The sequence below is a fragment of the Streptomyces sp. NPDC045022 genome, from assembly GCF_056432605.1.
The window spans coordinates 89,060-112,178 of the sequence record NZ_JBWKIR010000012.1; the positions used below are offsets into that span (position 1 = coordinate 89,060).

Sequence of the window (23,119 nt, forward strand, 5' to 3'; positions counted from 1 at the left end):
GCGCCGTAGAGCGGCCGGACCAGCTAATGAAGCCGTCTGTGCGCCGCGGGCCCCTCGCGGCGGCGACGGAGAAACGGGCCGTCAGGTTGCTTCAAGAAACGCCGGACACCCACACTTTTCCGTCAACTTTCGCAACTCGCCCACAAAAGCTACACAGAGGCATCACCATGTGACGCGACGGATGCGTTGACGACCGGCTTCTGAGGGGGACGCCGGCGTCACGCGAGGGGGTGCGTCCGCTCCATGGGAGCCGTGCTCACCCCTGCCCGGGGAGGGGACTTCACCGCATGAAGCGGACCATACGCACCACCGCGCTGACGGTGGGCGTGCTCATCGCCGCGTTCGGCCTCCAGGCCGGCCCGGCACAGGCCGACACCACAGCACCGCGGATCGACCTCAGAGTCCTGGTGGTGAGCGACGGCGGTCCGGCCACCGACGCCATCGCCGCCGAACTCGACGCCGCCGGAACGCCGTACACGAAGGTCGACCTCACCCGCTCCGACCGGCCCACCATCGACTCCGCCTTCCTCGCGGACACCGTCGACGGCCGGCCTCAGGCGAAGTTCCAGGCCGTCGTCCTGCCCAACGACAACCCCTTCGCGGCGGGTTCCGCCGAGATGGCCGCGCTCTCCGACTACGAGAAGACGTACGTGATCCCTCAGGTCGACGCCTACACCTACGCCCGCCCCGAGGCAGGCCTGCAGTACCCGGTCTACGGCGGCTACTCGGGCAGTGTCGACGGCGTGCGGGCCCAGGTCACCACCGCCGGCCGGGCCGGGCCCTTCGGCTACCTCGACGGCACCGTGCCGTTCGAGGACAACTCGCCGTCCGTCGGCGAGAGTTACGCCTACCTGTCGACTCCGGCCGCGGGCGCCGACTTCACCCCGTACGTCCAGGCCCCCATCCCCGGTACGTCCAGGCAAGGGTCCCTGGTCGGCGAATACCGGCACGACGGACGGCGCGAGCTGGTCGTCACCTTCGTCTACAACCAGTACCAGCAGCAGTTCCGGCTGCTGGCCCGCGGCATCGTGGAGTGGATGACCGGCGGGGTGCACCTCGGCGCCTCACGCAACTACTTCGCCGTGCACGTGGACGACGTGTTCGCCGCCGACGACCGCTGGGACACCCGGCTCAACTGCACACCGGGCGACGTCGACTGCGCCGACGGCACGGGCACACCGAGCCCGATCCGGATGACCCCGGCGGACGCCGGCCAGGCCACCGCCTGGCAGAACAGCCACCACTTCACCCTCGACCTGGTGTACAACGGCGCCGGCAGCGTCGACCAGCGCCAGGACAACGACGGCGTGGACCAGCTCGCCGACCGGCTCATCACCGACCGGAACCAGTTCCGCTGGATCAACCACACGTACACGCACGCCTTCCTCGGCTGCGAGCAGAACGTCACCGTCGTCCCCTGGACGTGCGCGACCAACGCCGACGGCAGCACGAAGTGGGTCGGCCGCGGCACGATCGACTACGAGATCGCCACCAACCGCGCCTGGGGCCAGGCCGCCGGACTCCCCCTGGAGACGGACGAGTTGGTCACCGGTGAGCACTCCGGGCTGAGGATCCTGCCGCAGCAGCCCCAGGACAACCCGAACCTGGCGCTCGCGCTCGCCGGCGACAACGTCAGGTGGCTCGCCTCGGACAACTCCCGCGACCCCGAACAGCGCCAGGTCGGCCCCGCCACCACGGTCTCCCGCTACCCGATGAACGTCTTCTACAACGCGGGCAAGGCCGCCGAGCAGGTCGACGAGTACAACTGGCTGTACACCGGCCGCGCCCAGGGCGGCAGCGGCATCTGCGAGGACAACCCCGCGACCACCACCTGTCTCCCGGACCCGCTGGACACCGGCACCGGCTACCACGACTACATCGTGCCGCTGGAGACCCGCATCGCGCTGGGCCACGTGCTGTCCAACGACCCCAAGCCGCATTTCATCCACCAGTCCAACCTCGCCGAGGACCGGATCGCCTACCCGGTGCTCGACGGCGTACTCGACGGCTACGACGCCCTCTTCGCCGACAACACCCCGGTGGTGAACCTGCGGATGAAGGACATCGGCACCGAACTGAAGCGCCGGGCCGCGTGGAAGAGCGCCCTGAACGCCGGCCAGGTCACCGCCTACCGCATCGGCGACTCGGTGACCGTCCAGGCACCGGACACAACCGCCGTCACCGCGACCCTGCCCACCGGCACCACCCTGGGCGGCAGCGCCTTCGGCAGCGCTTACGCGGGCGAGGTGTCCGGCTGGACCGCCTCCTCCGGCAACGCGCTCACCTTCACCCTGCCCTCCGCCGACACCCCGGCCGACACCCCGGCCGACACCCCGGCCGACACCCCGGCCGACACCCCGGCCGACACCACGGGCGGCACGGCGGCGGCCACCCCGGCCGACACCACGGGCGGCACGGCGGCGGCCACCGCCCCGGCCCCGCGCACCAAGGTCCCGACGGGCGTGACCGAGCAGGTCCCGTACGCCCCGGACAACTGAACGGCGCACCGACCCGGGGGCCTGCCCGGCGCCTCCCGCCCACCCTGTGACGGGAGCCGACCGGACGGGCCCGGGTGCCTGGCCGCCCATCGGCACCGGACCCGCACGACCACCCCACACCTCGGCCGTGGAGCACAATCGATGCACGTTCACCACGGCGTGAGCCGCCCCGGCGCGGCGCACGTCACCCTGCTCACCGAAGGCACCTACCCGCACAGCCACGGCGGCGTGAGCGTCTGGTGCGACCAACTCGTCCAGGGCATGCCCGATTTCGGCTTCGACGTCATCGCCGTCACCGGCACCGGACGCGAACCCGTCGTATGGGACCTGCCCGGCCACATCGCCAGCGTGCTCTCCGTGCCCATGTGGGGAGCCCCACCGGAGGGCCGTCCGCCCCGGGGACGCGCCCGGAACCGGCTCGCCGCCGCCTACGAGCACTTCCTGACCGCGCTGCTCGACCCGCACGCCGAGGACCGGTTCGCACCCGCGCTGTACACCATGGCCCGGGCCGCCGCCGACGGCACACTGAGCCCGTTCCTGCGCGGTGACCGGGCCATCACCATCCTCGCCGCGGTGTGGAACCGCCCGGGGCTGGCCGTCCACGAGGCCCGGCCCACCCTGCACGACGCGGTCACCGCCACCGCCCTGCTCGAACACGCCCTGCGCCCTCTCGCCGCACCGACACCCCGGCACGGCGTCGCCCACGCGGTCAGCGGAGGGGTCGCCGTCCTGCCCGGCCTCGCCGGCCTGGAACGGTACGGGGTCCCGCTGCTGCTCACCGAGCACGGCGTCTATCTGCGCGAGCGCTACCTCGGCTACCGCACCGCCCCCTACCGCTGGCCGGTGAAAGCCGTCGTGCTGGGGTTCTTCCGGCTGCTGGCCGAGGAGAGCTACCGCCGGGCCGCCCTGATCACCCCGGGCAACCGCTACAACCGGCTCTGGGAGGAAGAGGGCGGCGCCGATCCGCAGGCGATCCGCACCGTCTACAACGGCGTGGATCCCGCCGCCTTCCCGCCGGCCGGACCCGAGCCGGACGTGCCCACGCTCAGCTGGGCCGGCCGTGTCGACCCCATCAAGGACCTGGAAACCCTCATCCGTGCCTTCTGCCTGGTCCGGGCCGGGGTACCCGAGGCCCGGCTGCGGCTGTTCGGCGGAACCCCGCGGGGCGGAGAGGCGTACCGGGAGCGCTGCGAGGCGCTGGCGGCCGAGCTGGGACACGCGGACGCCGTGACCTTCGAGGGCCGGGTCGACGACATCAAGGACGCCTACGCGGCCGGGAACGTCGTGATGCTCTCCAGCATCAGCGAGGGGTTCCCGTTCACCCTCATCGAGGCCATGTCCTGCGGACGGGCGACCGTCTCGACCGATGTGGGCGGCGTACGGGAGGCCGTCGGCGACACCGGGCTCGTCGTCCCGCCGCGCGACCCGGCCCGGATGGCCGCCGCCGCGCTGGAGCTGCTGGGTGACACCGAGCGGCGGCGGGCGATGGGGGAGGCGGCCCGGCTGCGGGTGATCGAGCAGTTCACGTTGCGCCAGACCATCGACACCTTCCGCGCCATCTACCTCGAACTGCCGGCGCACACCCGGACGTTCACCGCGCCGGCCGGGCCGGGGCAGCCCGCGCGGATCGCCGCGGGGAGTCTGGCCGGATGAGCGGACCCATGGCTCTCGAACCGGGCGGCGCCGAGGGGGACACCCTCGCGCTGCGGCTCGCCGGCACACCCGTGCGCCGCGACGACCGCACACCGGCCCCGCTCCCGCACGGCCACGGACCCGACGAGCGGGCGGTGAGCCGGCTGGCCGCCGAACTCGCCGACCGCATCGGCCCGGCCGTCCACCCCTACGAGGTGGCCGCCCTGCTGGAGGCCGAGGGCCTGACGGCCGACCAGATCAGGGAACGGTACGGCCACTCGAACCTCTTCGCGCTGGCCACCGCACTCCATGAGCAGGTGCCCCGGACCTTCCCGGAGCCCGCGCCGGCGGCCGACCCCTGGCGCCCGGACCACGTCCGCTGCCTCCTGCGCGGCATCCTGTTCGCCCTGCCGGGACTGGCCTACCTGCTCACCGCGCCCCTGTGGCACCCCGGGCGGCACGCCGCGGCGCTGATCGTCGCGGGCCTCGTCTCCTGGGCGTGGGGCCAGGCGCTCGGCCACCGCGCCCACCTACGGATGGCGACCGGACGCCGGGAGGCCGCCCGTACCCTGCTGACCGGTGCCTCCGCGGGAGCGGCACTCGCCACGGCCGCCGCCGTACCGCTCGCCGGGAGCGGTACGGTGCTCCTGGCGGCGGCAGCGCAGTCGCTGTATCTCGCGGCGGCGGGCGTCCTGCTCGTCCTGGCCCGGGAACGGCTGCTGCTGGCCGCGCTCACCCCGCTGATCGCGGGCGCCGCCGTACTGCCCTGGTGGGAGCCCGGAACCGCGCTGCGCACCGGACTGCCCCTGCTGGCGCTGCAGGCCACGCTCGCCGTGACCGGATACGCCCTGCGCGGTGCCCTGGACTCCCCGGCCGCGGCCGACGGCAAGCGGCCCCCGCTGTGGTGGTCCCTGCCGTACGGGCTGTTCGGGCTCGCCGCCGGTCTGCTCGTGCTGCTGGCAGGCCGCCGCGAACCGTACGCGATGATCGTGCTGACCGTCAGCATGGGCCCCGCCGAATGGCTGCTGTACCGCTACCGGGGCCTGTCCGTCGCCGCCCTCCGCGCGACCGCCACGCCCGCCGGCTTCCGGCTGCGTGCGGCGGCCGTCCTCGGCCTGTGCCTGCTGGCCTATCTCCTGCCGTTGCTGCCCGCCGCGTACGTCATCGGCGCCGCACCGGCCACCCTGCTCCCGCTCGCGGGCACCCTGTGGACCGCGCTGCTGCTCCAGGCGTTCGGGACCGCCTGGCCACCGGCCGCGATCTGTCTGGCCGCCGCGTGCGCGGCCGGCGCGGTGACACTGCTGCACCTGCCACCGGGCCCGGCCGCGCTGCCGCTTTGCTGCGGCGCCGCCGCCCTGGCTCTCGTGGCGTGCGCGCTGCGGCTGCTCGGCCGCCCCACCCGGCACGCCTGATGCCGTTCCCTGCCCCGATCGACCCACCGGAAGGACACCGCAGTTGACCTCCGCACCGCTCGCCGCCGTCACCGGAGCCGAGGGCTTCATCGGCTCTCACCTCACCGAGGCCCTGGTCGCCTCGGGACACCGGGTCAGAGCCATGGCCCAGTACAATTCCTTCTCCTCCTACGGCTGGCTGGAGACCCTCGCCCCGGACGTCCTCGACCACGTGGAGATCGTCCTCGGTGACGTCCGCGACCCCGGCTCGGTCCGCGGCCTCCTCGAAGGCGCCGACGTCGCCTACCACCTGGCCGCCCTGATCGCGATCCCGTACTCCTACCGGGCCCCGCACAGCTACGTGGAGACCAACGTCACCGGCACCCTCAACGTGCTGGAAGCCGTGCGCTCCCTCGGCACACCCCGGCTCGTGCACACCTCCACCAGCGAGACCTACGGCACCGCGCGGACCGTGCCCATCACCGAGGACCACCCCATCAACACCCAGTCCCCGTACGCCGCTTCGAAGGCCGGCGGGGACCGGCTGGCCGACAGCTACCACGCGAGTTTCGGCACCCCGGTCGTCACCCTCAGGCCGTTCAACACCTTCGGCCCGCGCCAGTCCATGCGCGCGGTCATCCCGACCGTCATCGGCCAGGTGGCGGCGGGGGAGCGCACCCTCACCCTCGGCGACCTGCGGCCCACCCGCGACTTCACCTTCGTCAAGGACACCGCGCAGGCCTTCCTCGCCGTCGGTGCCGCGCCCGCCCAGCGGGTCGTCGGCCGCACCTTCAACGCCGGTACGGGCGGCGAGATCTCCGTCGGCGACCTCGTCGCACTGATCGGGAAGGTCATGGACAGCGCCCTCGACGTACGCGAGGACCCCGAGCGCATCCGGCCGGCCGGCTCCGAGGTCATGCGGCTGGTCGCCGACGCCACCCGGCTCGCCGAGGCCACCGGCTGGCAGCCCGCCCACACCCTGGAGCAGGGCCTCGCGCACACCGTGGAGTTCTTCCGCGACCCGGCCAACCTGGCCCGCTACAAGACCGGCATCTACAACGTCTGACCCGTCCGGCACGTCCCCGCTCAACGAAGGAGGAGCCCCATGCACGCAGTGATCCTGGCGGGAGGCAAGGGCGTTCGGCTGCGGCCCTACACCACCGCGCTGCCCAAGCCGCTCGTCCCCATCGGCGACCAGCACGCCATCCTGGAGATCGTGCTGCGCCAGCTGTCGGCGGCCGGCTTCACCCGCTGCACCATCGCCATAGGCCACCTCGGCGAGATCATCCGCGCGTACGTCGGCGACGGCTCGCAGTGGGGCATGGGCGTCGACTACGCCACCGAGGACAGCCCGCTCGGCACCATGGGCCCCCTGCTCAACCTCAGGGACCGGCTGCCCGAGACATTCCTGGTGATGAACGGCGACATCCTCACCGACCTCGACTACGCCGACGTGCTGCGCCGGCACGAGCAGTCGGGCGCGCCGCTGACCATCGCCACCTACGCCCGCAAGGTCCACATCGACTTCGGCGTCCTCACCACCGAAGCCAGCAAGGTGGTCGCCTTCACCGAGAAACCCAGCATGGACTACCGCGTCTCCATGGGCGTCTACGGCCTCCACCGCTCCACCCTCGACGGCTACACACCGGGCCTGCCGCTGGGCTTCGACGAACTGGTCCTCGATCTCCTCCAAGCCCAGAACCCGCCCCACGCCTACGAGTTCGACGGCTACTGGCTGGACATCGGCCGGCCCGACGACTACGACCGGGCCAACGCCGAGTTCACCAGCCGCAAGTCCCTACTGCTCAAGGGAGCCTGAGTACCGCATGCGCATTCTCGTCCTGGGCGGTACCGGATACCTGGGCCGCCACGTGGCCGAGCGGCTGCGCGCCCTTCCGGGCGCGCGGATCCTCGCCGCCGGCCGCTGTGGCGCGGCCGAGTTCCGCATCGACCTCGCCACCGACCGGCCGGAGCGGCTCGCGAAGACCCTGACGGCGGCCGCCCCCGACGCCGTGGTCAACTGCGCGGGCGTCACCGGCGGCGACCCCGTGACCCTGGCCGAGGTCAACGCCCGCGGCCCCGCCGTACTGTGCGCCGCGCTGCGCGAGGCGGCCCCCACGGCCCGCCTGGTGCACCTCGGCTCGGCCGCCGAGTACGGGCCCGGCATCCCTGAGGTGCCGGTCGCCGAGTCGGCACCCGCCTGCCCGGTCACCCCGTACGGCGTGACCAAGCTCGCGGGCACGATCGCGGTCACCTCCGCCGCCCTGGACGGCGTGGTCCTCCGGGTCGGCAACCCGGTGGGTCCCGGAGCACCCGTCGCGGGCCTGCCCGGCCGCATGGCCGCTCTCCTCCGTTCGGCCGGCACCGGCCCCGAGGCGGTGCTGCGGCTCGGGGACCTGTCCGCGTACCGGGACTTCGTCGACGTACGGGACGTCGCCGGCGCGGTCAGCCTGGCTGCCACGGCTCCCGGACACCTGCCGCCCGTCCTCAACATCGGTGGCGGAACGGCCGTAGCCGTGCGGGAGCTGGTGCGCGGACTGGCCCGCCGGGCGGGGTTCCGGGGGAAGCTGGAGGAGAGTACGGGCGGCTCGGCCCGCTCGGCCCGGGTGTCGTGGCAGTGCTCCGACATCACCGCCGCCGGCCGGGCCCTCGGCTGGCGCCCCGCCCACGACCTGAACGACGCCCTCGATGCGTTGTGGGCGGCGGCCACGGCGGAGAGCGGGCGAGTGCCGTGAGCCTGCTGATACCGCTGTACGTGCACCCGGCCGAGGACCCAGGCGCCTGGCACCGCCTGATCACGTCGGCCGCCCGCACCTACGCCGTCGTCCTCAACCCCGCGAGCGGACCGGGCACGGCCCCTGACCCCGCGTTCGCGGCGGCCGCCCGGGCCCTGCGCGCGGCCGGCGCCCGCCTGCTCGGCTACGTCGACACCGACTATGGCGTGCGGGACCGGGCGGAGATCGCCGCGGACATGCACCGGCACCAGGCCTGGTACGGGACCGACGGCTGTTTCCTCGACCGCGTCACCGCCGACCCGGCGGGCCTGCCCGCCTGCCGCCGTCTGGTCCGGGAGCTGCGCCGGCTCGGCGCGGCCACCGTCGTCCTCAACCCGGGAGTCCACCCGGCGCCGGGCTATGCCCGGCTCGCCGACCTGACCGTCACCTTCGAGGGCCACTGGGCCACCTACGTCTCCGCGTTCACCCGGCCCGCCTGGACCGCACGCCATCCGCCCGACCGGCTCTGCCACCTCGTGTACGGCGTCCCCGAGGCCCTCGTCCCGCTCGCCGTCCGCACCGCGCACGAGCGGGGCGCGACGGTGTGCGGCCCGGTGACGGGCGAACCACCCAACCCCTGGGCCGCGTTGAGCCCGGCCTTGACCGGTGGGGACGGTGTGCAAGGCTGAGGCGGTCCGCAACCGCGCACGGGAGGCAACCACCGGCATGGCCGTCATCCACCACACCACCCTGAGGCCCACCAAGCTCGAACTGCTCACCGACTGGCTGCCCACCCGCCCCTGGTACCGGGGCGCCGCCGCACCCGTGCTGGCCAAGTCCGGTGGTTTCCGGCTGGACGACCCCGAGGGCGAGGTCGGTATCGAGTTCATGGTGGCCACCGACATGACGAGCCCCGAGCGGACGGCCTACCTGGTACCGCTCACCTACCGCGGGGCGCCGCTCCATGGTGCCGATCAGGCCCTCGTCGGCACGATGGAGCACGGGGTGCTGGGCAAGCGCTGGGTCTACGACGGCTGCCACGACCCGGTGTTGGTCACCGAGCTGCTGTCGCTGATCGAGGGCAGGGCGCAGGCGATGGCCCAGAGCGTCACCGACACCCCCGACCACGAGGTGATCCGCGCCGGCACGGGCGCCCCCTTCGCCCCCGGCGTCTTCGCCCCCGAGCCGACCGACGACCAGGACGGCACGCGCCTGCCCACCCCGCACGGCACGGTCCTCCACGTCCACCGGGTGCTCGGCCCCACCGCCGGGAACCCGCCGCTGCCGCCCCAGGGAGCCCTCGGCCATGTCGCCACCGGCTGGGCGGGCCCCGACGGTACCCGGCTGCGGGCCGTCTTCGTGACGCTGCGCACCGCCTGATCCAGGCGCCGCCCGCCGGCCCCGGGCGGCGCCCACAGCACCGTCCCGGGCGTACGCCCCTTATCGGTCTGGCATGTACCGGTCATATCTGTCACTCTTTCGGCAGTCGTCGCCCTGCCCCCATGAGGGCCCGACCGGCTCCTCGGCACAACGAACGCGCAAGCCCCATCCGTGGCCGCCCCGGCGCACCCCAGCCGACCGGGCGGCCTGAGAGCAGGCCGGAATCCCGGCCGCCACAAAGGAGTAGCGTGTGAGACCGACCCCCCACAAGGCCCTCGGCATCGGTGCGCTCACCGTCGCCGTGGTGGCCGCCCTCCTGCTCCCCGGCACGCCCGCCGCCGCCCGGCCGGCGTCGTCCCCCGCCGCCTGCACTCCCACCCAGGCGGTCACCAACGGCGGCTTCGAGAGCGGCACCTCGCCGTGGACGCCGTCCTCGTCCACCGTGATCACCAGCCGCTCCGGCCAGACCGCGCACGGCGGCAGCTCCTACGCCTGGCTGGACGGAGTCGGCGGTACCCACACCGACACCCTCGGCCAGAGCGTCACGATCCCGGCCGGGTGCGCCACCGCCACCCTGGCCTTCTGGCTGCACATCGACACCGCCGAGACGACCTCGTCCACCGCGTACGACAAGCTGACGGCCAAACTCGGCAGCACGACGCTGGCCACCTACTCGAACCTCGACAAGAACACCGGCTGGGTACAGAAGTCGATCGACGTGTCCTCGTTCGCCGGCCAGACCGTGAACCTGTCCTTCACCGGCACCGAGGACTCCAGCCTCCAGACGAGCTTCGTCCTGGACGACATCGCCCTCGCCACCTCCGGCGGCACCACGCCACCGCCGGCCGACTCCACCCGCACCCCGGCGGCACCCTCGTACACCGTGAACCTGAGCGGCGACACCAGCGGCACCGTCTGGACCGGGCACGAGAGCGTCACCTTCACCAACGCCTCCGCCACCGCGCTCAGCGAGGTGTACCTGCGGCTTTGGGACAACTACCACGGCACCTGCGACGCGATGCCGATCAAGGTGGGCAACGTCACCGGCGGCAGTGCCGGCGCCCTCTCCGTGGCCTGCACAGCACTGAAGGTCGACCTGCCGTCCCCGCTCGCCCAGGGCCAGAGCACCACCATCGGCTTCGACCTCGGCATCACCGTGCCCAGCGGCGCCGACCGCTTCGGCCACGACGGCGCGTTCAGCTTCATCGGCAACGCCCTGCCCGTCCTCGCGGTCCGCGACAGCGCCGGCTGGCACCTGGACCCGTACACCAACAACGGTGAGTCCTTCTACTCCCTGGCCGCCGACTTCAAGGTGACCCTCGACCACCCCAGCTCCCTCCTGGTCCCGGCCACCGGTACCTCCACCGACACCTCCGACTCCAGCGGCCGCACGGTCACCACGGCCACCGCTTCCAAGGTCCGTGACTTCGCCTGGGCCGCCGGCCCCTTCACCAAGGTCTCCGGCACCTCGGCCGCCGGCGTCCCGATCAACGTCTACTCCGTCTCGGGCATCAGCTCCTCCAGCGCCCAGTCCATGCTCAGCACCGCCAAGACCGCCGTGGACGCCCATGCGGCCCGCTTCGGTGCCTACCCGTACGGCGAGCTGGACGCGGTCATCGACAACAACTACTGGTTCGGCGGAATGGAGTACCCCGGGTTCGTCCTGGACCTGGTCAGCACCACCGCCCTCACCCACGAGATCGGCCACCAGTGGTGGTACGGCATCGTCGGCGACGACGAGTACAACAGCCCCTGGCTGGACGAGGCGTTCACCGACTACGCCACCGACCTCGCCCTCGGCAAGACCGGCAGCAACTGCTGGAGCAGCGTCTCCTGGGCCTCCAGCGCCGAGAAGATCACCAACTCGATGGCCTACTGGGACGCCCACTCCTCGCGCTACTCCACCGTCGTCTACGGCTACGGCAAGTGCGCCCTGCACGACCTGCGGCGCCTCGTCGGCGACACCGCCATGACCAAGCTGCTGAAGGACTACGCGACCGCGCACTGGTACGGCGTGTCGACCACGGCCGAGTTCAAGGCGGCAGCCCAGGCCGCCACGACCACCGACCTCACCTCCTTCTGGACCCAGCACCGCATCGACGGCTGACCCGGAGACGGCCGGCCGGGGGAGGCGCCCGGCGTCGCTCCCGGCCGGCCGGAGCCACCCAGACGGACCAAACGCGGGCCCGAACGGCTTCGTTGGGCGGTATCCGGAGTGCGGTGCGGCCCGACCGCGGGTCAGATGGATTCCGTGCGAAGCTCCCTATTCCTTCACCGCAGCCGCTCACGCCCGGCCGTCACGGCCGCCCTGACCGGCCTCCTCCTCTCCCTCTCCATACCAGCGGCCCTGCCCGCGTCGGCCCCGGGCACGCCCGAACGGGGCAGTGCCTACATGGGCATGGGCGTCCTCGCCCACGACGGAAGGGGCGCCGTTCCCGAGACCCCTCCCGATGTCAGCCGCGCGACCCAGACGGAAGGCGTGGACGTCTCCAGCCACCAGGGCAACGTCGCCTGGCCGACGCTGTGGAGCAGCGGCACCAGATGGGCCTACACCAAGGGCACGGAGGGGACGTACTACGCCAACCCCTACTTCACCCAGCAGTACAACGGTGCGTACGACGTCGGCATGATCCGCGGCGCCTACCACTTCGCCACTCCGGACACCACAGGCGGTGCCGCGCAGGCCGACTACTTCGTCGACCACGGCGGCGGCTGGTCCAAGGACGGCAAGACGCTTCCCGGTGTCCTCGACATCGAGTGGAACCCCTATGGCGGCGCCTGTTACGGCAAGTCCAAGAGCGGGATGGTCAGCTGGATCCGCGACTTCCTGAACCGCTACAAGGCCCGCACCGGCCGCCACGCGGTCATCTACACGGCCACCAGCTGGTGGACCCAGTGCACCGGGGACCACGCCGGTTTCGGCGCGAGCAACCCGCTCTGGATCGCCCGCTACGCCGCGACCGCAGGGACGCTCCCGTCGGGCTGGACGGCGTACACGATGTGGCAGTACACCTCCACCGGGAAGACGGTCGGGGACCACGACCGCTTCAACGGTTCCGTGTCCCAGCTGCGGGACTTCGCCACCGGCTGACGCGGAACCCGCCTGACCACGCGGGCCGGAGAAGTACGTGGCTCCCCCGCAACCCTGGCGGGTGAACGCGGACTGCGCGTCCGGAAGGCGATGTGAGACTGCTGGGAAGACGACCGGTCCAGGGTGGTGGTGGAGACGTGACGGCAGTGACGGGCGGGGCGCCGTTGGAGGAGTTCCTCGCCGATCCCGCCCACCGCACCCTGGACCTGGCGAGCGCCGTGGCCCACTGCGCGAAGTCACTGGGCCCGCGGCACGCCGTGATGTACCTGGCCGACCTGCAGCAGCGTCATCTCGTGCCGCTCACCGACCCTCCGCCGGTTCCCCGTCCGGCCCGGCGGCCCGAGCGATGCGGAGCGCTGGGTAGGCTCGATGCGTGCCGCACGTCGAAATCCTCCAGCTGCTGGTCTCCCCGGTGCACCGGCTCGCGGGCCGGCCCGGCGACGGCGTGCCCGAGCTGCCGCGCGACGAACTGGTGACGACGGCCGAGGTGCGCGCGGGACTCGGCATCGTCGGCGACCGGTACTTCAACCACCCCGCCCACCGCAACGCGTCGATCACCCTCATGGCGGCCGAACGGATTCCGCGGCGGGGGCCACACCAGGCGGATCTGCTGCGGACCCGGCGCAACGTCCTGCTGCGCGGGATCGACATCGACGCCTACATCGGCGCGACCGTCTTTCTCGACTGCGGCAGCGGTCCGGTCGAACTGGCGGTGCGCACCGCGGCCCGGCCCTGCGCCTGGATGGACACCACCCTCGGGCCCGGCGCGCAACGCGCCCTGCGCGGCGGCGGGGGAGTCCGCTGCCGCCCGCTGACCGACGGCGTCCTCACCGTGGGCCCGGCCGTGTTCGGAGTACGGGAGCCGGATCCGGCGTAGGGACACGACGCAGGGCCGGATGAGTACGGCTACTCAGGCGCCGCACTCCGAAGATCATCAGGCTGGGGACATGACAACGCCCGCGCCGATGACCCGTCCGCCCCAGCCGCCCTTCGTACCACGGCCCGCGCCTGCCCGGTCGCGCCGCGGACGGGTGGCCGGGCTCATGGCACTCCTCCTCGTCGTCGTGTGTGCGGCGGCGGCCGTCTGGTGGACGCGCGGCGGGGACTCCGGCCCGTCGGCGGGCCGCCCCCGGGTCACGGACACGCGGGCCGGTCTCTCCTACGGCATCCCGGAAGGCTGGAAGCACGACCCGGCCAAGGACAAGGGGCTGATCGGCGCGTTCTCCTCGCAGATCACCGGCGGCAACCACGGCGCGTCCGCCGGCGGCACCGTCCTCGCGGGCCCGGCGGACCGGCCCGTGGCCCGCGCCGATCTGCGCCGGGTGACGGAGTCGGCCGCCCGCTCCAACGCCGAGTTCTTCTTCCCCGACCAGCCGGCCACCCTGGAGGAGTCGCACGCCGCCGTCGTGGACGGCCAGCCGGCGCACACCGCCGTGCTGCGTGTCCAGGGCGACGGCGGCGACGCGCGACTGGAGATGACCCTGGTGACCGTCCACGGCGAGCGCACCTCCTTCCTGCTCGGGCTCACCACCGGCGCATCGGACCCGGCGCTCACCGCGGCCGTCCACGACGTCCTCGCCGGCGCCACCGTCTCCTGACCGGGCGCGGTCAGGTACCCGAGGTGACCAGCTGATCGGCCAGCCGGTGGGCCTGCGCGAGCAGCGCGCCGTAGGTGGCGACCTCGTCGGGGTCGTCCGTCGTGGAGGCGGCCAGGTCCCGGCGCAGGTCCTGCAGCGTGCCGCGCAGCTCCGCCACGGCCTCGCGCAGCGCGTCGTCGCACTCGTCGGCGAACCGGCTGTGGCTGTAGAGCCGCAGGGCACGGGCGGTCTGGCACAGGAACTCCGCGTAACGGCGGGCGAGTTCGGGGAGCGGCCGGCGCGCCGAGCGGTCCTCGGCGGCCGCCTCCAGCACCGTCCGGGTCACTCCCGCGGTGTGGACGGCCGCGTAGTCCAGGACCACGACCGCGTCGTCGTACTCCTTGCCGACCGGCGGCACGGTGCCGGTGCGGCGGCGGCGCAGGTTTCCGCGCAGGCTCTCCCGGCTCCACTCGACCGCCGAGTGCGCATGCTCCACAAGACGGTGCAGCCGCAGGGCCCGCTCGTGCCAGGCGCCGGCCTCCTCGGCGTCCCAGCGTCCGTCGGCCAGCCCGTCCGCCACGTCCCGCAGGATGTCGTGGGCCTCCTCGGTGGCGTCCTGCAGCACGGTACGGCTGTCGCGCAGATACAGCGGCGGCCGGACCAGCGCGTTGACCGTGATGCCGACCACCGCCCCGAACAGCGCCTCGCAGAGCCGGGCCGTGGAGGTGGCGACGCTGACGGACCCGTTGGTCAGGACGAACAGGGCGCCGGTCGCCGCGTAGATGCCCTGGCTGCCGAGCCTTCCCCACTGGCCGACCAGCACCGCGAGCGGGAGCACGACCGCCATCGCGCTGACCGTGTCGTGCAGCAGCAGCCCGACCGCGGTGGCCACGATCGTGCCGACCGCGATCGCCCCCAGCTGCTGCAGGCCGTGCGCGATCGACCGGTACACGGTCGACTCCACCAGCACCACCGCCACCCACGGCGCGACGAACGCCACCGGCGCGTGCAGCCACCAGCCCGACACCGCCCAGGCCACCCAGGCGGCCAGCGCCGCCTTCACCGCCTGGACGACCAGATCCCGCTCCCGGCACGGGCCGGCCCAGGCCCGGCGCACACGGTTCGCCGCGGCCGTCAGATCACGCCACAGCGCCTGCCCCGTCACTCGTATCCCACGCACACCGTCCCGGGTGCCACCCGGGGCCCCACCCCATGCCACCCACCACGTCACATACCGCCCGGGACACCTGCGGCCCCGGCGTGCCCCTCGCTATCCGGGACCTACCGCTGAGCCGTGTCCGGCGGTACCGGCAGTGGCGGGCTCGCGCAGCATGAACACGTCCACCGGATCCTCGGTCTCCGCTGTGAACCCGTGCCGCTCGTAGAACAGCCGTGCCGGGCTGCCCTGGAGCACGTTCAGCCGGACCGGGGTGCCGTCGCGGTCGCACTGCTCCAGCAGCCGCCGCAGTACGGCCGTAGCGATGCCGCCGCCCTGCAGGTGCGGGGCCAGGTAGAAGTGCTCCAGCCAGTGGGCGCCCTCGGCCGGCCGCAGCGCCACGCAGCCGGCGAACACACCCCCCACCTCGATCACCCGGGTGTGCGCCGGTCCGAAGCCGTCCCGCAGTCGTTGCCGGACCCGGTGCTCGTCGTACCGCCCGAGCCGCTCCAGATCGGCCCGCAGCACCACGGCCCGCAACTCCGCCACCGCCTCGGCATCCCCCGCCGAAGCCTGTCGAACCTCCCAGTCCGCCATGCTCGCCAGGCTACGCGCCGCCCCTCTTCCGCCGGGACAAGGCCCGTACGGCGGAACGGAGTTCTGGCCGGGCGACGCGGATCGGTCACGGCGGTTCCGCGCGCAGGGCGCACAGTACCGCCCAGACCACCGAGACCAACGGAACGGCCACCACCGCACCGATCACCCCCGCGACGATGCTTCCCGCGATGACGGACACCGCGACGACGAGCGGATGCAGCTGTACCGCCCAGCTCAGCACCAGCGGATGCAGTACATGCCCTTCCAGCTGGCCGATCACGACGATGAGCACCAGCACGGCCGCGGCCGTGAGCGGCCCGCGCCCGGCGAGCGCGACGATCGTGGCGACCCCGAGCGCCACCGGCGAGCCCACCAGCGGCACGAACGTGGCGAAGAACTCCAGCAGGGTCAGCGGCAGCGCGAGCGGCACCCGCAGCACGAGCAGGACCACACCGACCAGCACGGCGTTGGTGGCGGCCACGATGATGATGCCGCGCGTGTACCCGGCGAAGGTCCGCCAGGCCGCGCGCCCCGCCCGGTCCCAGGCGGGGCGGGCGCCGCTCGGCAGCAACCGGTCGCGCACCCAGGCCCACAGCTGCTCGCCGGAATGGATGAAGAAGACCGAGGCGAACAGCGCGAGTACCCCGCCCGTGATCACCTCGACCACCCGGCCGAACTCGCTGACCGCGCTGCTGAGCAGAGCCGACCGGTGCGCGGTGACATAGCGCGTCAGCTGGTTCTGTACATCGGAGAGCTTGCCGGGACTGAGCCGGAACGGCGGCCGTCGCAGCCACTGCTCGATGCGATGCACGCCGCCGCCGAAGTCACCCACCAGCCGGGGCCACTCGCCCACCACCGCGTTGCCCACCAGGGCGAGCAGGGCCAGCAGTACGAGCAGACTGCCCACGAGGGCCACGGCCACGCTCAGCGGCCTCGGCAGCACGCGGTCCAGCAGATCGACCGCCGGCCGCAGCACGGACGTCACGATCAGCGCGAGGAACAGGGCGACGGCGATGAGCTGGAAGCTGCCGAGGATGCTGAAGACGCCGTAGACGACGATGCCGACGAGAATGAGCCGCCAGGCGTAGGCCGCGCCGATCCGCAGCCACGGCATCGTCCGCTCGGCCGCAGCCGTCTTCGGCCCGGGGCGTGGGGAGGCCGGGAGCCGCACGGAGTACGCGGGCCGGCTGCCCAGCACCGCGCCCCCTGCCCGGCGTCCGCCTCCAGGCCCGGCCGCCCGCCGACGCGCATCGCCCACCACTGCTCCCGCCTGCTCTCCGCCCAGGTTGCTGACGGTCGGTCACATCGAGAGAACGGTAAGCGCAAGCCGGGGGAGCGGCCCGCGCAACGCGCCCGCGCACGGGTTCCGGCGGACGGCGGACTTCGGCTCGCGTGGCTACCTACCAGGTCGAGGACCACTGGGTCGCCCGGCCGCGGGCCTCCCGGCACGCGCGCCCCCGCCGACGCCGCCGCACGAGGGCGGGCCGTCACTGACCGTGCTGCGCGACCTGGTGAGCGGGACACCGGCGGTACCGGGTGACGGCCCTGCCGAGTTCGACGCGCTCCGCTTCGGGCAGCGGGCCGCCCTGTGCGTAGTCGAGGATGTGCTCGGCGACCGTACGCAGTTTGGTGTTGGTGCGCTGGGAGACGTCCCGCAACGCCCGCCAGGCCTCTTCCGGCGGAATCTGCCCCAGTACGACGACCGCCCCGATGGCCTGGTCGATGACGGCGTGCGAGGACACCGCGCGCTGCAACTGCTGATTCTCGTCCGCCAGCCGGTCGTACCCCGCGGCCAGATCGGTGGCGGACAGCAGGACCAGCGGCCGGTGCCGCGAGAGGGCGAAGAAGGCCATGGAGCACCTTTTCCGGGTGGGGGCATCACTGCTTCGTCTGCCCCCAGTGAACGCTTGCACACGCATTGAACCAGCTATGCGGATCACCGTCACGTCGTGCCGGTCGCACCGTGCGTGAGCACCCGTCCCATGGGCTCAGCCGGGCTCCTCCATGTTCTCGGAGGCGCGGCCCACCGGCAGCAGCTCGCGAATGTCCGCGGGCAGCGCGCCGGCCATCCGCTCGGTCAGCTCCGGGGCGAGGGCGGCGTCCAGCACCTCCAGCACGGCGGCGGCCTCCCGCAGCGCCGCGTCCTCGTCGGTGCCCGTCCGGTCGGCGATGCGTCCGGCGAAGGCGGTCAGCCCGAACCGCTCGCCCGCCGTGCCCGAGTCGGCCCCGGACGCGTCGGCCACCTCCCGCATCGCCGCCGCCATGTCGGGCGGCAGCTGGGCGGCCACATGCCGGGCCAGCCCAGCCGGCAACCGTTCCGACAGCGTGGTCACGACCGCGTGCGCGGCCCGCTCGGCAGAACCCCGGTCGGGCAGCTGGGCGAGGGCCTGCACCTTTCCGATCATCTCGTCGTGATGCATGAGGCCGGTCCCTTCGTCAGGAAGTCCTCTCGACGCGCTCGGCCGAGTACCCCGCCCCGCTCGCCCCCTGCCGCTCAGCCGCCGCCGGACCCGCCCCGCCCTGGGCGGTCCGCCCGAGGCCCCGCACACCGGCGGATGCTCGAGCCCCCCGGACGAGGGCGTGCCCGGCGTCGAGCCGACCGCGGCGACGGACGACGAACGCCCGCTGCTGCCGCGGCCCGGCTCAGCCCTCGGTCTTCTGCTGGGTCCACGTCCAGGCGTACTGCAGCCAGTCCGCCACGGTCAGGGCGCCCAGGCCGCCGCAGACCAGCCGTGTGAACCGGGGCGCCGTCGCGTAGGAGCAGACCAAGGCCCCGGCCGCCCAGCCGGAGATGCAGAACGGGCAGGACAGCAGATCGCCGACCGCCCGCCGGACCCCGCTGCCCCTGGGCTCGTCGAGGACCTCGCTCCCCTCACCCTGGTCCGTACGGTGCGTGAACGGCGCCCGGACGAAGCTGGTGATCTTGTCCCTGGCCAGCAGTCGCGACGCCCTGTACGTCGCCGTGCCCATCAGCGCCACGTCCCAGGGCGGCACCTCCTGCGGCAGCCGTACCCCCCGGCGCCGGGCCAGCAGCGCGAAGGTGCCGGCGCTCGCGGCGAACACGGAGGCGAGGGCGGCGTAGCCTCCCAGCGGTACTTCGTCCTGGTCGTCGTAGCGTGTGGCGTCCGTCGTCATGAGACCTCCCAGACCTCCCCGGTGCGTGTCCAGCCGTGCGGCGGGCCCGCATCGAGTTCCCCGGGGCGAGGGGGCGACACCAGGCCGGCGGCCCCGGGAACGGACGCCGCACCGGGAACGACGTGGGCGATGCCACATATGACCTGGTTCGCAGCCCCTCCCTGAGCGGCCGGGTGCCGGGCTACCGTTGCGCGGAGCCCTCTTCCCCTCGCACCTCGGACGGCCCGGCTGTGCTCACTGATCTGTCCCCCCTCATCGCCGCGACGGCGCGCTGGCTGACGGTCGCCTACCCGCCGTGCGGCGGTCCGCTGGCCTCCGCCCTCTGCGAGGCGCAGGCCCGGCAGGCGGTGACCGTCGCCGCGTGGCTGCGGTACCCGACCGAGATCGACGCCGCCCTGGTCACCATGGCCGGGCCCGGCGGCACGGCCCGCCTCGACTGGATCACCGGAGCCCAGCCGGCCGGCGACGAGCCGGCCGAGGAGTGGGCCTGGCGCACCTGGGTGGACGAGGTCGTGGCCAGCTGGGCGGCGGGCCTGTTGGCCGACCCCGAGCTGGCCGGACTGGCCGTGGACGCACTCGCCGACGGCGAGCACGCCTCGGGCACCCCGGTGGAGTTCCGGCGGCTGCTCGACCCCGACGACGGCGACCGGCGCGCCGCCGCTCTGCTGCGCCACCCCGACCTCGTCGCGCCCGTGACCGGCATCCACCACGACCAGCTCCTCGACCGGCTTCGGCCGGGCAGCGCCCTCGCCGCCTGACCGCGCCCACGTCGCCCGGTGCCGTGCCCGCCGCAGGAGTACCGCCGAGCTGACGCGGGAGCCGTCCCCCGGACACACGTCCGGCGGCCCGGCACACGGGACGGCGGCCCGCGATCGGGTGTGGGTGGTGGCGCGGGAGTGGACAGTGCCGGTGACCGGATGTGGGCCGGTGGCGCGCGAGTGGTCGTTGCCGGTGCCGGTGCCGGTGCCGGTGCTGGTGACCGGGCCGGGGGTGGTGGGCCGTGATCAGACCAGGGCGGCGGCCGTGACCGGATAACGGGCGGCTGCCCGGTGAGAGGCGTCCCGCGACCGGTCTTGGCCGGCGAGAGGCGTCCCGCGACCGGACCTCGGCAGCGGCCCCGACCCGGACCTCGGCAGCGGCCGGGTCGCCGTGCGGCGCCCGGACGGCGGCCGACGGGCCGGCCGTCGCGGGGTAAGGCTCGGCCATGACCTTCAAGAATCCCGTGCAGCGCGGCGGCTCGCGCCGCGGCCGGTTCGAGCAGTTCGCCGAGTACGCCTCCAACTTCACCAGCTCCCCGGTCTTCTTCCTCTTCTGCCTGCTCCTCGTCGGCTTCTTCCTCGCGGCCCACGCCGCGCATCTGCGGCTCGAACTGCTGCTGCTCGCGGGCGACGCCATGACCGCGGTGACGCTGCTGCTCCTCGCGCTGCTCAAGAACGCCGAGATGCGCGCCGAGCACGCCATCCAGCGCAAGCTCGACGCGATCGCCGGGGCCCTGCTGGAGGCGCACATGGACGAGGGGGGTCAGGCGTTCGAGGATCTGCGCAATGCGATCCGGATGGAGGAAGAGACCTGAGCCGGGCGGACGAAACGCCGCCGCGGTTCTTCACGGCGCCCCCTACAGGGACGAACATGCCGTGTCATGGACATTCTGCTCGTCGCCAGCGCGTTCAACAGCCTCTCCCAGCGCCTGTACGCCGAACTGTCGGACCGAGGGCACCACGTGGACGTCGTACTCGCCTCGCACGGTCCCGGCCCGGTCCGGGAGGCCGTACGCGAGCTGCGGCCGGAACTGGTCGTGGCGCCGATGCTCAGGACGGCCCTGCCCGAGGACGTGTGGCGGGAGCACACCTGCCTGATCGTGCACCCGGGGCCGCCCGGTGACCGCGGGCCGTCCTCGCTGGACTGGGCCATCGACCGACAGGCACCCCGATGGGGCGTGACCGTGCTCCAGGCGGAGGCGGCGATGGACGCCGGCGCCGTCTGGGCGGCCGAGCCGTTCCCCGTGCCGCCCGTCGGCAAGAGCGACCTCTACCGCAACGAGGCCTCCGACGCCGCCGTGACCGCCGTCCTCACGGCCGTACGACGCTACGCCGAGGGCTCCCACAAGCCGCTCGCGCAGACCGACGAGTCGATCAGCGTGGTCTGGCGCGGCCCCTTCCGCCAGGAGCGGCGGCGCATCGACTGGCAGCACGACGACACCGCGACGGTCCTGCGCAAGCTCCGCGGCGCCGACTCACAGCCCGGCGTCCTGGACGAACTCCTCGGCCGGGAGGTGTTCCTGCACGGCGGCCACCCCGAGGACCGGCTGCGCGGCCGCCCCGGCGAGCTGCTGGCACAGCGCGCGGGCGCCGTCTGCCGGGCCACCCGGGACGGCGCGGTGTGGATCCCGGAACTCCGCCCCCGCAAGAACTCCGGCGACCCCGCCCCCTTCCGGCGCCCGGCCGCCTCCGTCCTCGCCGCCTTCACGGGCGACAGCACACCGCGCCTGCCGGAAGCCTCCGTCCCGTTCGAACTGCCACCGGACCGGCGCACCTGGACCGACATCCGCTACCGGCAGCGCGCCGACGTCGGCTTCCTGACCTTCTCCTTTCCGGGCGGCGCGCTGAGCACCCACCAGTGCCGCCGGCTGCTCGCCGCCTACGAGTTCGCGCTCACCCGCCCCACCCGCGTCCTGGTCCTCGGCGGAACCCGCGACTTCTTCTCCAACGGCATCCACCTCAACGTCATCGAGGCGGCCCCCGACCCGGCCCAGGAGTCGTGGACCAACCTCAACGCCATGGACGACCTCGTCGAGGCGGTGCTGCGGACCACCGACCGGCTGGTGGTGGCCGCGCTCGCCGGCAACGCCGCCGCCGGCGGCGCCATGCTGGCCCTCGCCGCCGACCAGGTCTGGTGCCGCTCCGGCACCGTCCTCAACCCGCACTACCGCCGCATGGGCCTGTACGGCTCGGAGTTCTGGACGTACACCCTGCCCCGCCGCGTCGGCCCGGAACACGCCCACCGGCTGACCACCGAGGCCCTGCCCGTCAGCGCGGCCGCCGCCGAACGGCTCGGACTCGTGGACCAGCTCGTACCGGCCGCCCCAGCGGACTTCATGACCGAGATCGAGCGACTGGCGGCCGGCCTCGCCGCCGCCCCCGACCTGGACCGGCGCATCACCGCCAAGGCCGCCGCGCGTGCGTCGGACGAACGGCGACGTCCCCTCGCCGACCACCGGCAGGCCGAGCTGGCCCGCATGCACGCCATCTTCTTCGACCCCCAGGCCCCCTATCACGCCCTGCGCTCGGCCTTCGTCCGCAAGACGCCGAGCGGCTCACCCCGGCCGCTCGCCGCACCCGCCGGAGAGATCCGTTGACACCGCGGCTCCTGGTGGCCGGCGTCGGCAACATCTTCCTGGGCGACGACGCCTTCGGCCCCGAGGTGATCCGCGCCCTCGCACACCGCCCGCTGCCGCCCGGGATCCGGGTGCACGACTACGGCATCCGCGGCATGGACCTCGCCTACGACCTGCTGGACGGCTACGCCACCGCCGTCCTGGTCGACGCGGCCCCGCGCGGCCACCTCCCCGGCACCCTCTCCCTGATCGAGGCCGAACCCCCCGACGGCACCGTCCCGCCGGAAGCACACGGCATGGACCCGGCGAAGGTACTGGCCCTGGCCACACACCTGGGCGACGAGCCCCTGCCCCGGGTGCTCGTCCTGGCCTGCGAGCCCGAAGCGCTGCCGATCAGCGACGACGAACTCCTGCCGGACCTGAGCACACCGGTCCGGGAAGCCGTCGGCCGGGCCGTGGACGCGCTGCACTCGCTGATGCCCGCCCTGCTCGCCGATCCCGCCGGGCCGGTACCCCCGTTGGGCCGCCCGATGGAATCCGGGACCCCGCCCCCGGCTGCGCTGCCCGGCACGGGGCCCGCCGGAGCCGAAGATCGGTGAGACCCCGGGCCGTAC

22 protein-coding genes are annotated in these 23,119 nt (G+C 73.4%); 16 read left to right on the forward strand and 6 right to left on the reverse strand.

Translation table 11 applies throughout. The features are described from left to right. Window positions 1-287 precede the first annotated feature (287 nt). The 12 genes from AC07C1_RS22355 (at window position 288) to AC07C1_RS22410 (ending at window position 14,304) form a co-directional block, all read left to right on the forward strand. A complete protein-coding gene (locus AC07C1_RS22355; protein WP_478941458.1) occupies window positions 288-2,498 on the forward strand; it encodes a hypothetical protein in 2,211 nt (736 codons plus the stop codon). Window positions 2,499-2,639: 141 nt separating this feature from the next. After that, window positions 2,640-4,151: a GT4 family glycosyltransferase PelF gene (gene pelF / locus AC07C1_RS22360; RefSeq protein ID WP_478941460.1), complete on the forward strand. Its 1,512-nt coding sequence runs from the start codon at window positions 2,640-2,642 to the stop codon at window positions 4,149-4,151. Continuing rightward, window positions 4,148-5,542 carry a hypothetical protein gene (locus AC07C1_RS22365; RefSeq protein ID WP_478941462.1) on the forward strand — a complete coding sequence of 465 codons (1,395 nt, stop codon included), beginning with the start codon at window positions 4,148-4,150 and terminating at the stop codon, window positions 5,540-5,542. The genes pelF and AC07C1_RS22365 overlap by 4 nt, the downstream gene beginning before the upstream one ends. Window positions 5,543-5,585: 43 nt before the next feature. Beyond that, entirely contained in the window at window positions 5,586-6,587 is a 1,002-nt protein-coding gene (locus AC07C1_RS22370) for a GDP-mannose 4,6-dehydratase (protein WP_478941463.1), read from the forward strand. A gap of 39 nt (window positions 6,588-6,626) precedes the next feature. Then, window positions 6,627-7,340, forward strand: a complete 714-nt coding sequence (locus tag AC07C1_RS22375; protein ID WP_478941465.1) for a nucleotidyltransferase family protein — start codon at window positions 6,627-6,629, stop codon at window positions 7,338-7,340. Window positions 7,341-7,347: 7 nt separating this feature from the next. After that, complete coding sequence (locus AC07C1_RS22380) at window positions 7,348-8,256, forward strand: NAD-dependent epimerase/dehydratase family protein (RefSeq protein ID WP_478941467.1); 909 nt, start codon at window positions 7,348-7,350, stop codon at window positions 8,254-8,256. Next, window positions 8,253-8,924 carry a spherulation-specific family 4 protein gene (locus AC07C1_RS22385; protein WP_478941469.1) on the forward strand — a complete coding sequence of 224 codons (672 nt, stop codon included), beginning with the start codon at window positions 8,253-8,255 and terminating at the stop codon, window positions 8,922-8,924. The genes AC07C1_RS22380 and AC07C1_RS22385 overlap by 4 nt, the downstream gene beginning before the upstream one ends. Before the next feature lie 37 nt (window positions 8,925-8,961). Next, on the forward strand, window positions 8,962-9,615 hold the full coding sequence (locus AC07C1_RS22390; RefSeq protein ID WP_478941470.1) for a maltokinase N-terminal cap-like domain-containing protein: 654 nt from the start codon (window positions 8,962-8,964) through the stop codon (window positions 9,613-9,615). A gap of 250 nt (window positions 9,616-9,865) precedes the next feature. After that, window positions 9,866-11,722, forward strand: a complete 1,857-nt coding sequence (locus tag AC07C1_RS22395) for a M1 family metallopeptidase (RefSeq protein WP_478941471.1) — start codon at window positions 9,866-9,868, stop codon at window positions 11,720-11,722. Window positions 11,723-11,857: 135 nt separating this feature from the next. Beyond that, window positions 11,858-12,706: a lysozyme gene (locus tag AC07C1_RS22400; protein WP_478941472.1), complete on the forward strand. Its 849-nt coding sequence runs from the start codon at window positions 11,858-11,860 to the stop codon at window positions 12,704-12,706. A gap of 373 nt (window positions 12,707-13,079) precedes the next feature. Then, window positions 13,080-13,583 (forward strand): molybdenum cofactor biosysynthesis protein, encoded by a 504-nt coding sequence (locus AC07C1_RS22405; protein WP_478941474.1) that lies wholly within the window; start codon window positions 13,080-13,082, stop codon window positions 13,581-13,583. A gap of 166 nt (window positions 13,584-13,749) precedes the next feature. Then, window positions 13,750-14,304 (forward strand): hypothetical protein, encoded by a 555-nt coding sequence (locus tag AC07C1_RS22410; RefSeq protein WP_478941476.1) that lies wholly within the window; start codon window positions 13,750-13,752, stop codon window positions 14,302-14,304. Window positions 14,305-14,314: 10 nt separating this feature from the next. On the opposite strand, the gene AC07C1_RS22415 is transcribed toward AC07C1_RS22410, so the two are convergent. From AC07C1_RS22415 to AC07C1_RS22440, 6 genes are all read right to left on the reverse strand, one after another. Further along, entirely contained in the window at window positions 14,315-15,454 is a 1,140-nt protein-coding gene (locus AC07C1_RS22415) for an FUSC family protein (protein ID WP_478941725.1), read from the reverse strand. Window positions 15,455-15,553: 99 nt separating this feature from the next. Beyond that, window positions 15,554-16,036, reverse strand: a complete 483-nt coding sequence (locus AC07C1_RS22420; protein WP_478941478.1) for a GNAT family N-acetyltransferase — start codon at window positions 16,034-16,036, stop codon at window positions 15,554-15,556. 85 nt (window positions 16,037-16,121) lie between these two features. Continuing rightward, entirely contained in the window at window positions 16,122-17,234 is a 1,113-nt protein-coding gene (locus AC07C1_RS22425) for an AI-2E family transporter (RefSeq protein ID WP_478941480.1), read from the reverse strand. A gap of 289 nt (window positions 17,235-17,523) precedes the next feature. Next, window positions 17,524-17,889 carry an ANTAR domain-containing protein gene (locus AC07C1_RS22430; RefSeq protein ID WP_478941482.1) on the reverse strand — a complete coding sequence of 122 codons (366 nt, stop codon included), beginning with the start codon at window positions 17,887-17,889 and terminating at the stop codon, window positions 17,524-17,526. 135 nt (window positions 17,890-18,024) lie between these two features. Next, complete coding sequence (locus AC07C1_RS22435) at window positions 18,025-18,456, reverse strand: DUF2267 domain-containing protein (protein WP_478941484.1); 432 nt, start codon at window positions 18,454-18,456, stop codon at window positions 18,025-18,027. 223 nt (window positions 18,457-18,679) lie between these two features. Beyond that, window positions 18,680-19,171, reverse strand: coding sequence for a DUF1360 domain-containing protein (locus tag AC07C1_RS22440; RefSeq protein ID WP_478941485.1), 492 nt, complete (start codon window positions 19,169-19,171; stop codon window positions 18,680-18,682). A gap of 230 nt (window positions 19,172-19,401) precedes the next feature. On the opposite strand from AC07C1_RS22440, the gene AC07C1_RS22445 reads away from it, so the two are divergent. From AC07C1_RS22445 to AC07C1_RS22460, 4 genes are all read left to right on the forward strand, one after another. After that, window positions 19,402-19,929 carry a hypothetical protein gene (locus AC07C1_RS22445; RefSeq protein WP_478941487.1) on the forward strand — a complete coding sequence of 176 codons (528 nt, stop codon included), beginning with the start codon at window positions 19,402-19,404 and terminating at the stop codon, window positions 19,927-19,929. Window positions 19,930-20,375: 446 nt separating this feature from the next. After that, window positions 20,376-20,744, forward strand: a complete 369-nt coding sequence (locus tag AC07C1_RS22450; protein ID WP_478941489.1) for a hypothetical protein — start codon at window positions 20,376-20,378, stop codon at window positions 20,742-20,744. A gap of 66 nt (window positions 20,745-20,810) precedes the next feature. Beyond that, window positions 20,811-22,526 carry an enoyl-CoA hydratase-related protein gene (locus AC07C1_RS22455; protein WP_478941491.1) on the forward strand — a complete coding sequence of 572 codons (1,716 nt, stop codon included), beginning with the start codon at window positions 20,811-20,813 and terminating at the stop codon, window positions 22,524-22,526. After that, entirely contained in the window at window positions 22,523-23,104 is a 582-nt protein-coding gene (locus tag AC07C1_RS22460; RefSeq protein ID WP_478941493.1) for a hydrogenase maturation protease, read from the forward strand. Before AC07C1_RS22455 ends, AC07C1_RS22460 begins: the two co-directional genes overlap by 4 nt. Window positions 23,105-23,119: the final 15 nt, after the last annotated feature.

Coding starts and splice junctions, on each gene's coding strand:
- AC07C1_RS22365 (WP_478941462.1), top strand. CDS start 4,148: ATGAGCGGACCCATGGCTCTCGAACCGGGCGGCGCCGAGGGGGACACC.
- AC07C1_RS22430 (WP_478941482.1), bottom strand. CDS start 17,889: ATGGCCTTCTTCGCCCTCTCGCGGCACCGGCCGCTGGTCCTGCTGTCC.
- AC07C1_RS22455 (WP_478941491.1), top strand. CDS start 20,811: ATGGACATTCTGCTCGTCGCCAGCGCGTTCAACAGCCTCTCCCAGCGC.
- AC07C1_RS22420 (WP_478941478.1), bottom strand. CDS start 16,036: ATGGCGGACTGGGAGGTTCGACAGGCTTCGGCGGGGGATGCCGAGGCG.
- AC07C1_RS22355 (WP_478941458.1), top strand. CDS start 288: ATGAAGCGGACCATACGCACCACCGCGCTGACGGTGGGCGTGCTCATC.
- AC07C1_RS22435 (WP_478941484.1), bottom strand. CDS start 18,456: ATGCATCACGACGAGATGATCGGAAAGGTGCAGGCCCTCGCCCAGCTG.
- AC07C1_RS22440 (WP_478941485.1), bottom strand. CDS start 19,171: ATGACGACGGACGCCACACGCTACGACGACCAGGACGAAGTACCGCTG.
- AC07C1_RS22450 (WP_478941489.1), top strand. CDS start 20,376: ATGACCTTCAAGAATCCCGTGCAGCGCGGCGGCTCGCGCCGCGGCCGG.
- AC07C1_RS22380 (WP_478941467.1), top strand. CDS start 7,348: ATGCGCATTCTCGTCCTGGGCGGTACCGGATACCTGGGCCGCCACGTG.
- pelF (WP_478941460.1), top strand. CDS start 2,640: ATGCACGTTCACCACGGCGTGAGCCGCCCCGGCGCGGCGCACGTCACC.
- AC07C1_RS22400 (WP_478941472.1), top strand. CDS start 11,858: ATGGATTCCGTGCGAAGCTCCCTATTCCTTCACCGCAGCCGCTCACGC.
- AC07C1_RS22390 (WP_478941470.1), top strand. CDS start 8,962: ATGGCCGTCATCCACCACACCACCCTGAGGCCCACCAAGCTCGAACTG.
- AC07C1_RS22410 (WP_478941476.1), top strand. CDS start 13,750: ATGGCACTCCTCCTCGTCGTCGTGTGTGCGGCGGCGGCCGTCTGGTGG.
- AC07C1_RS22375 (WP_478941465.1), top strand. CDS start 6,627: ATGCACGCAGTGATCCTGGCGGGAGGCAAGGGCGTTCGGCTGCGGCCC.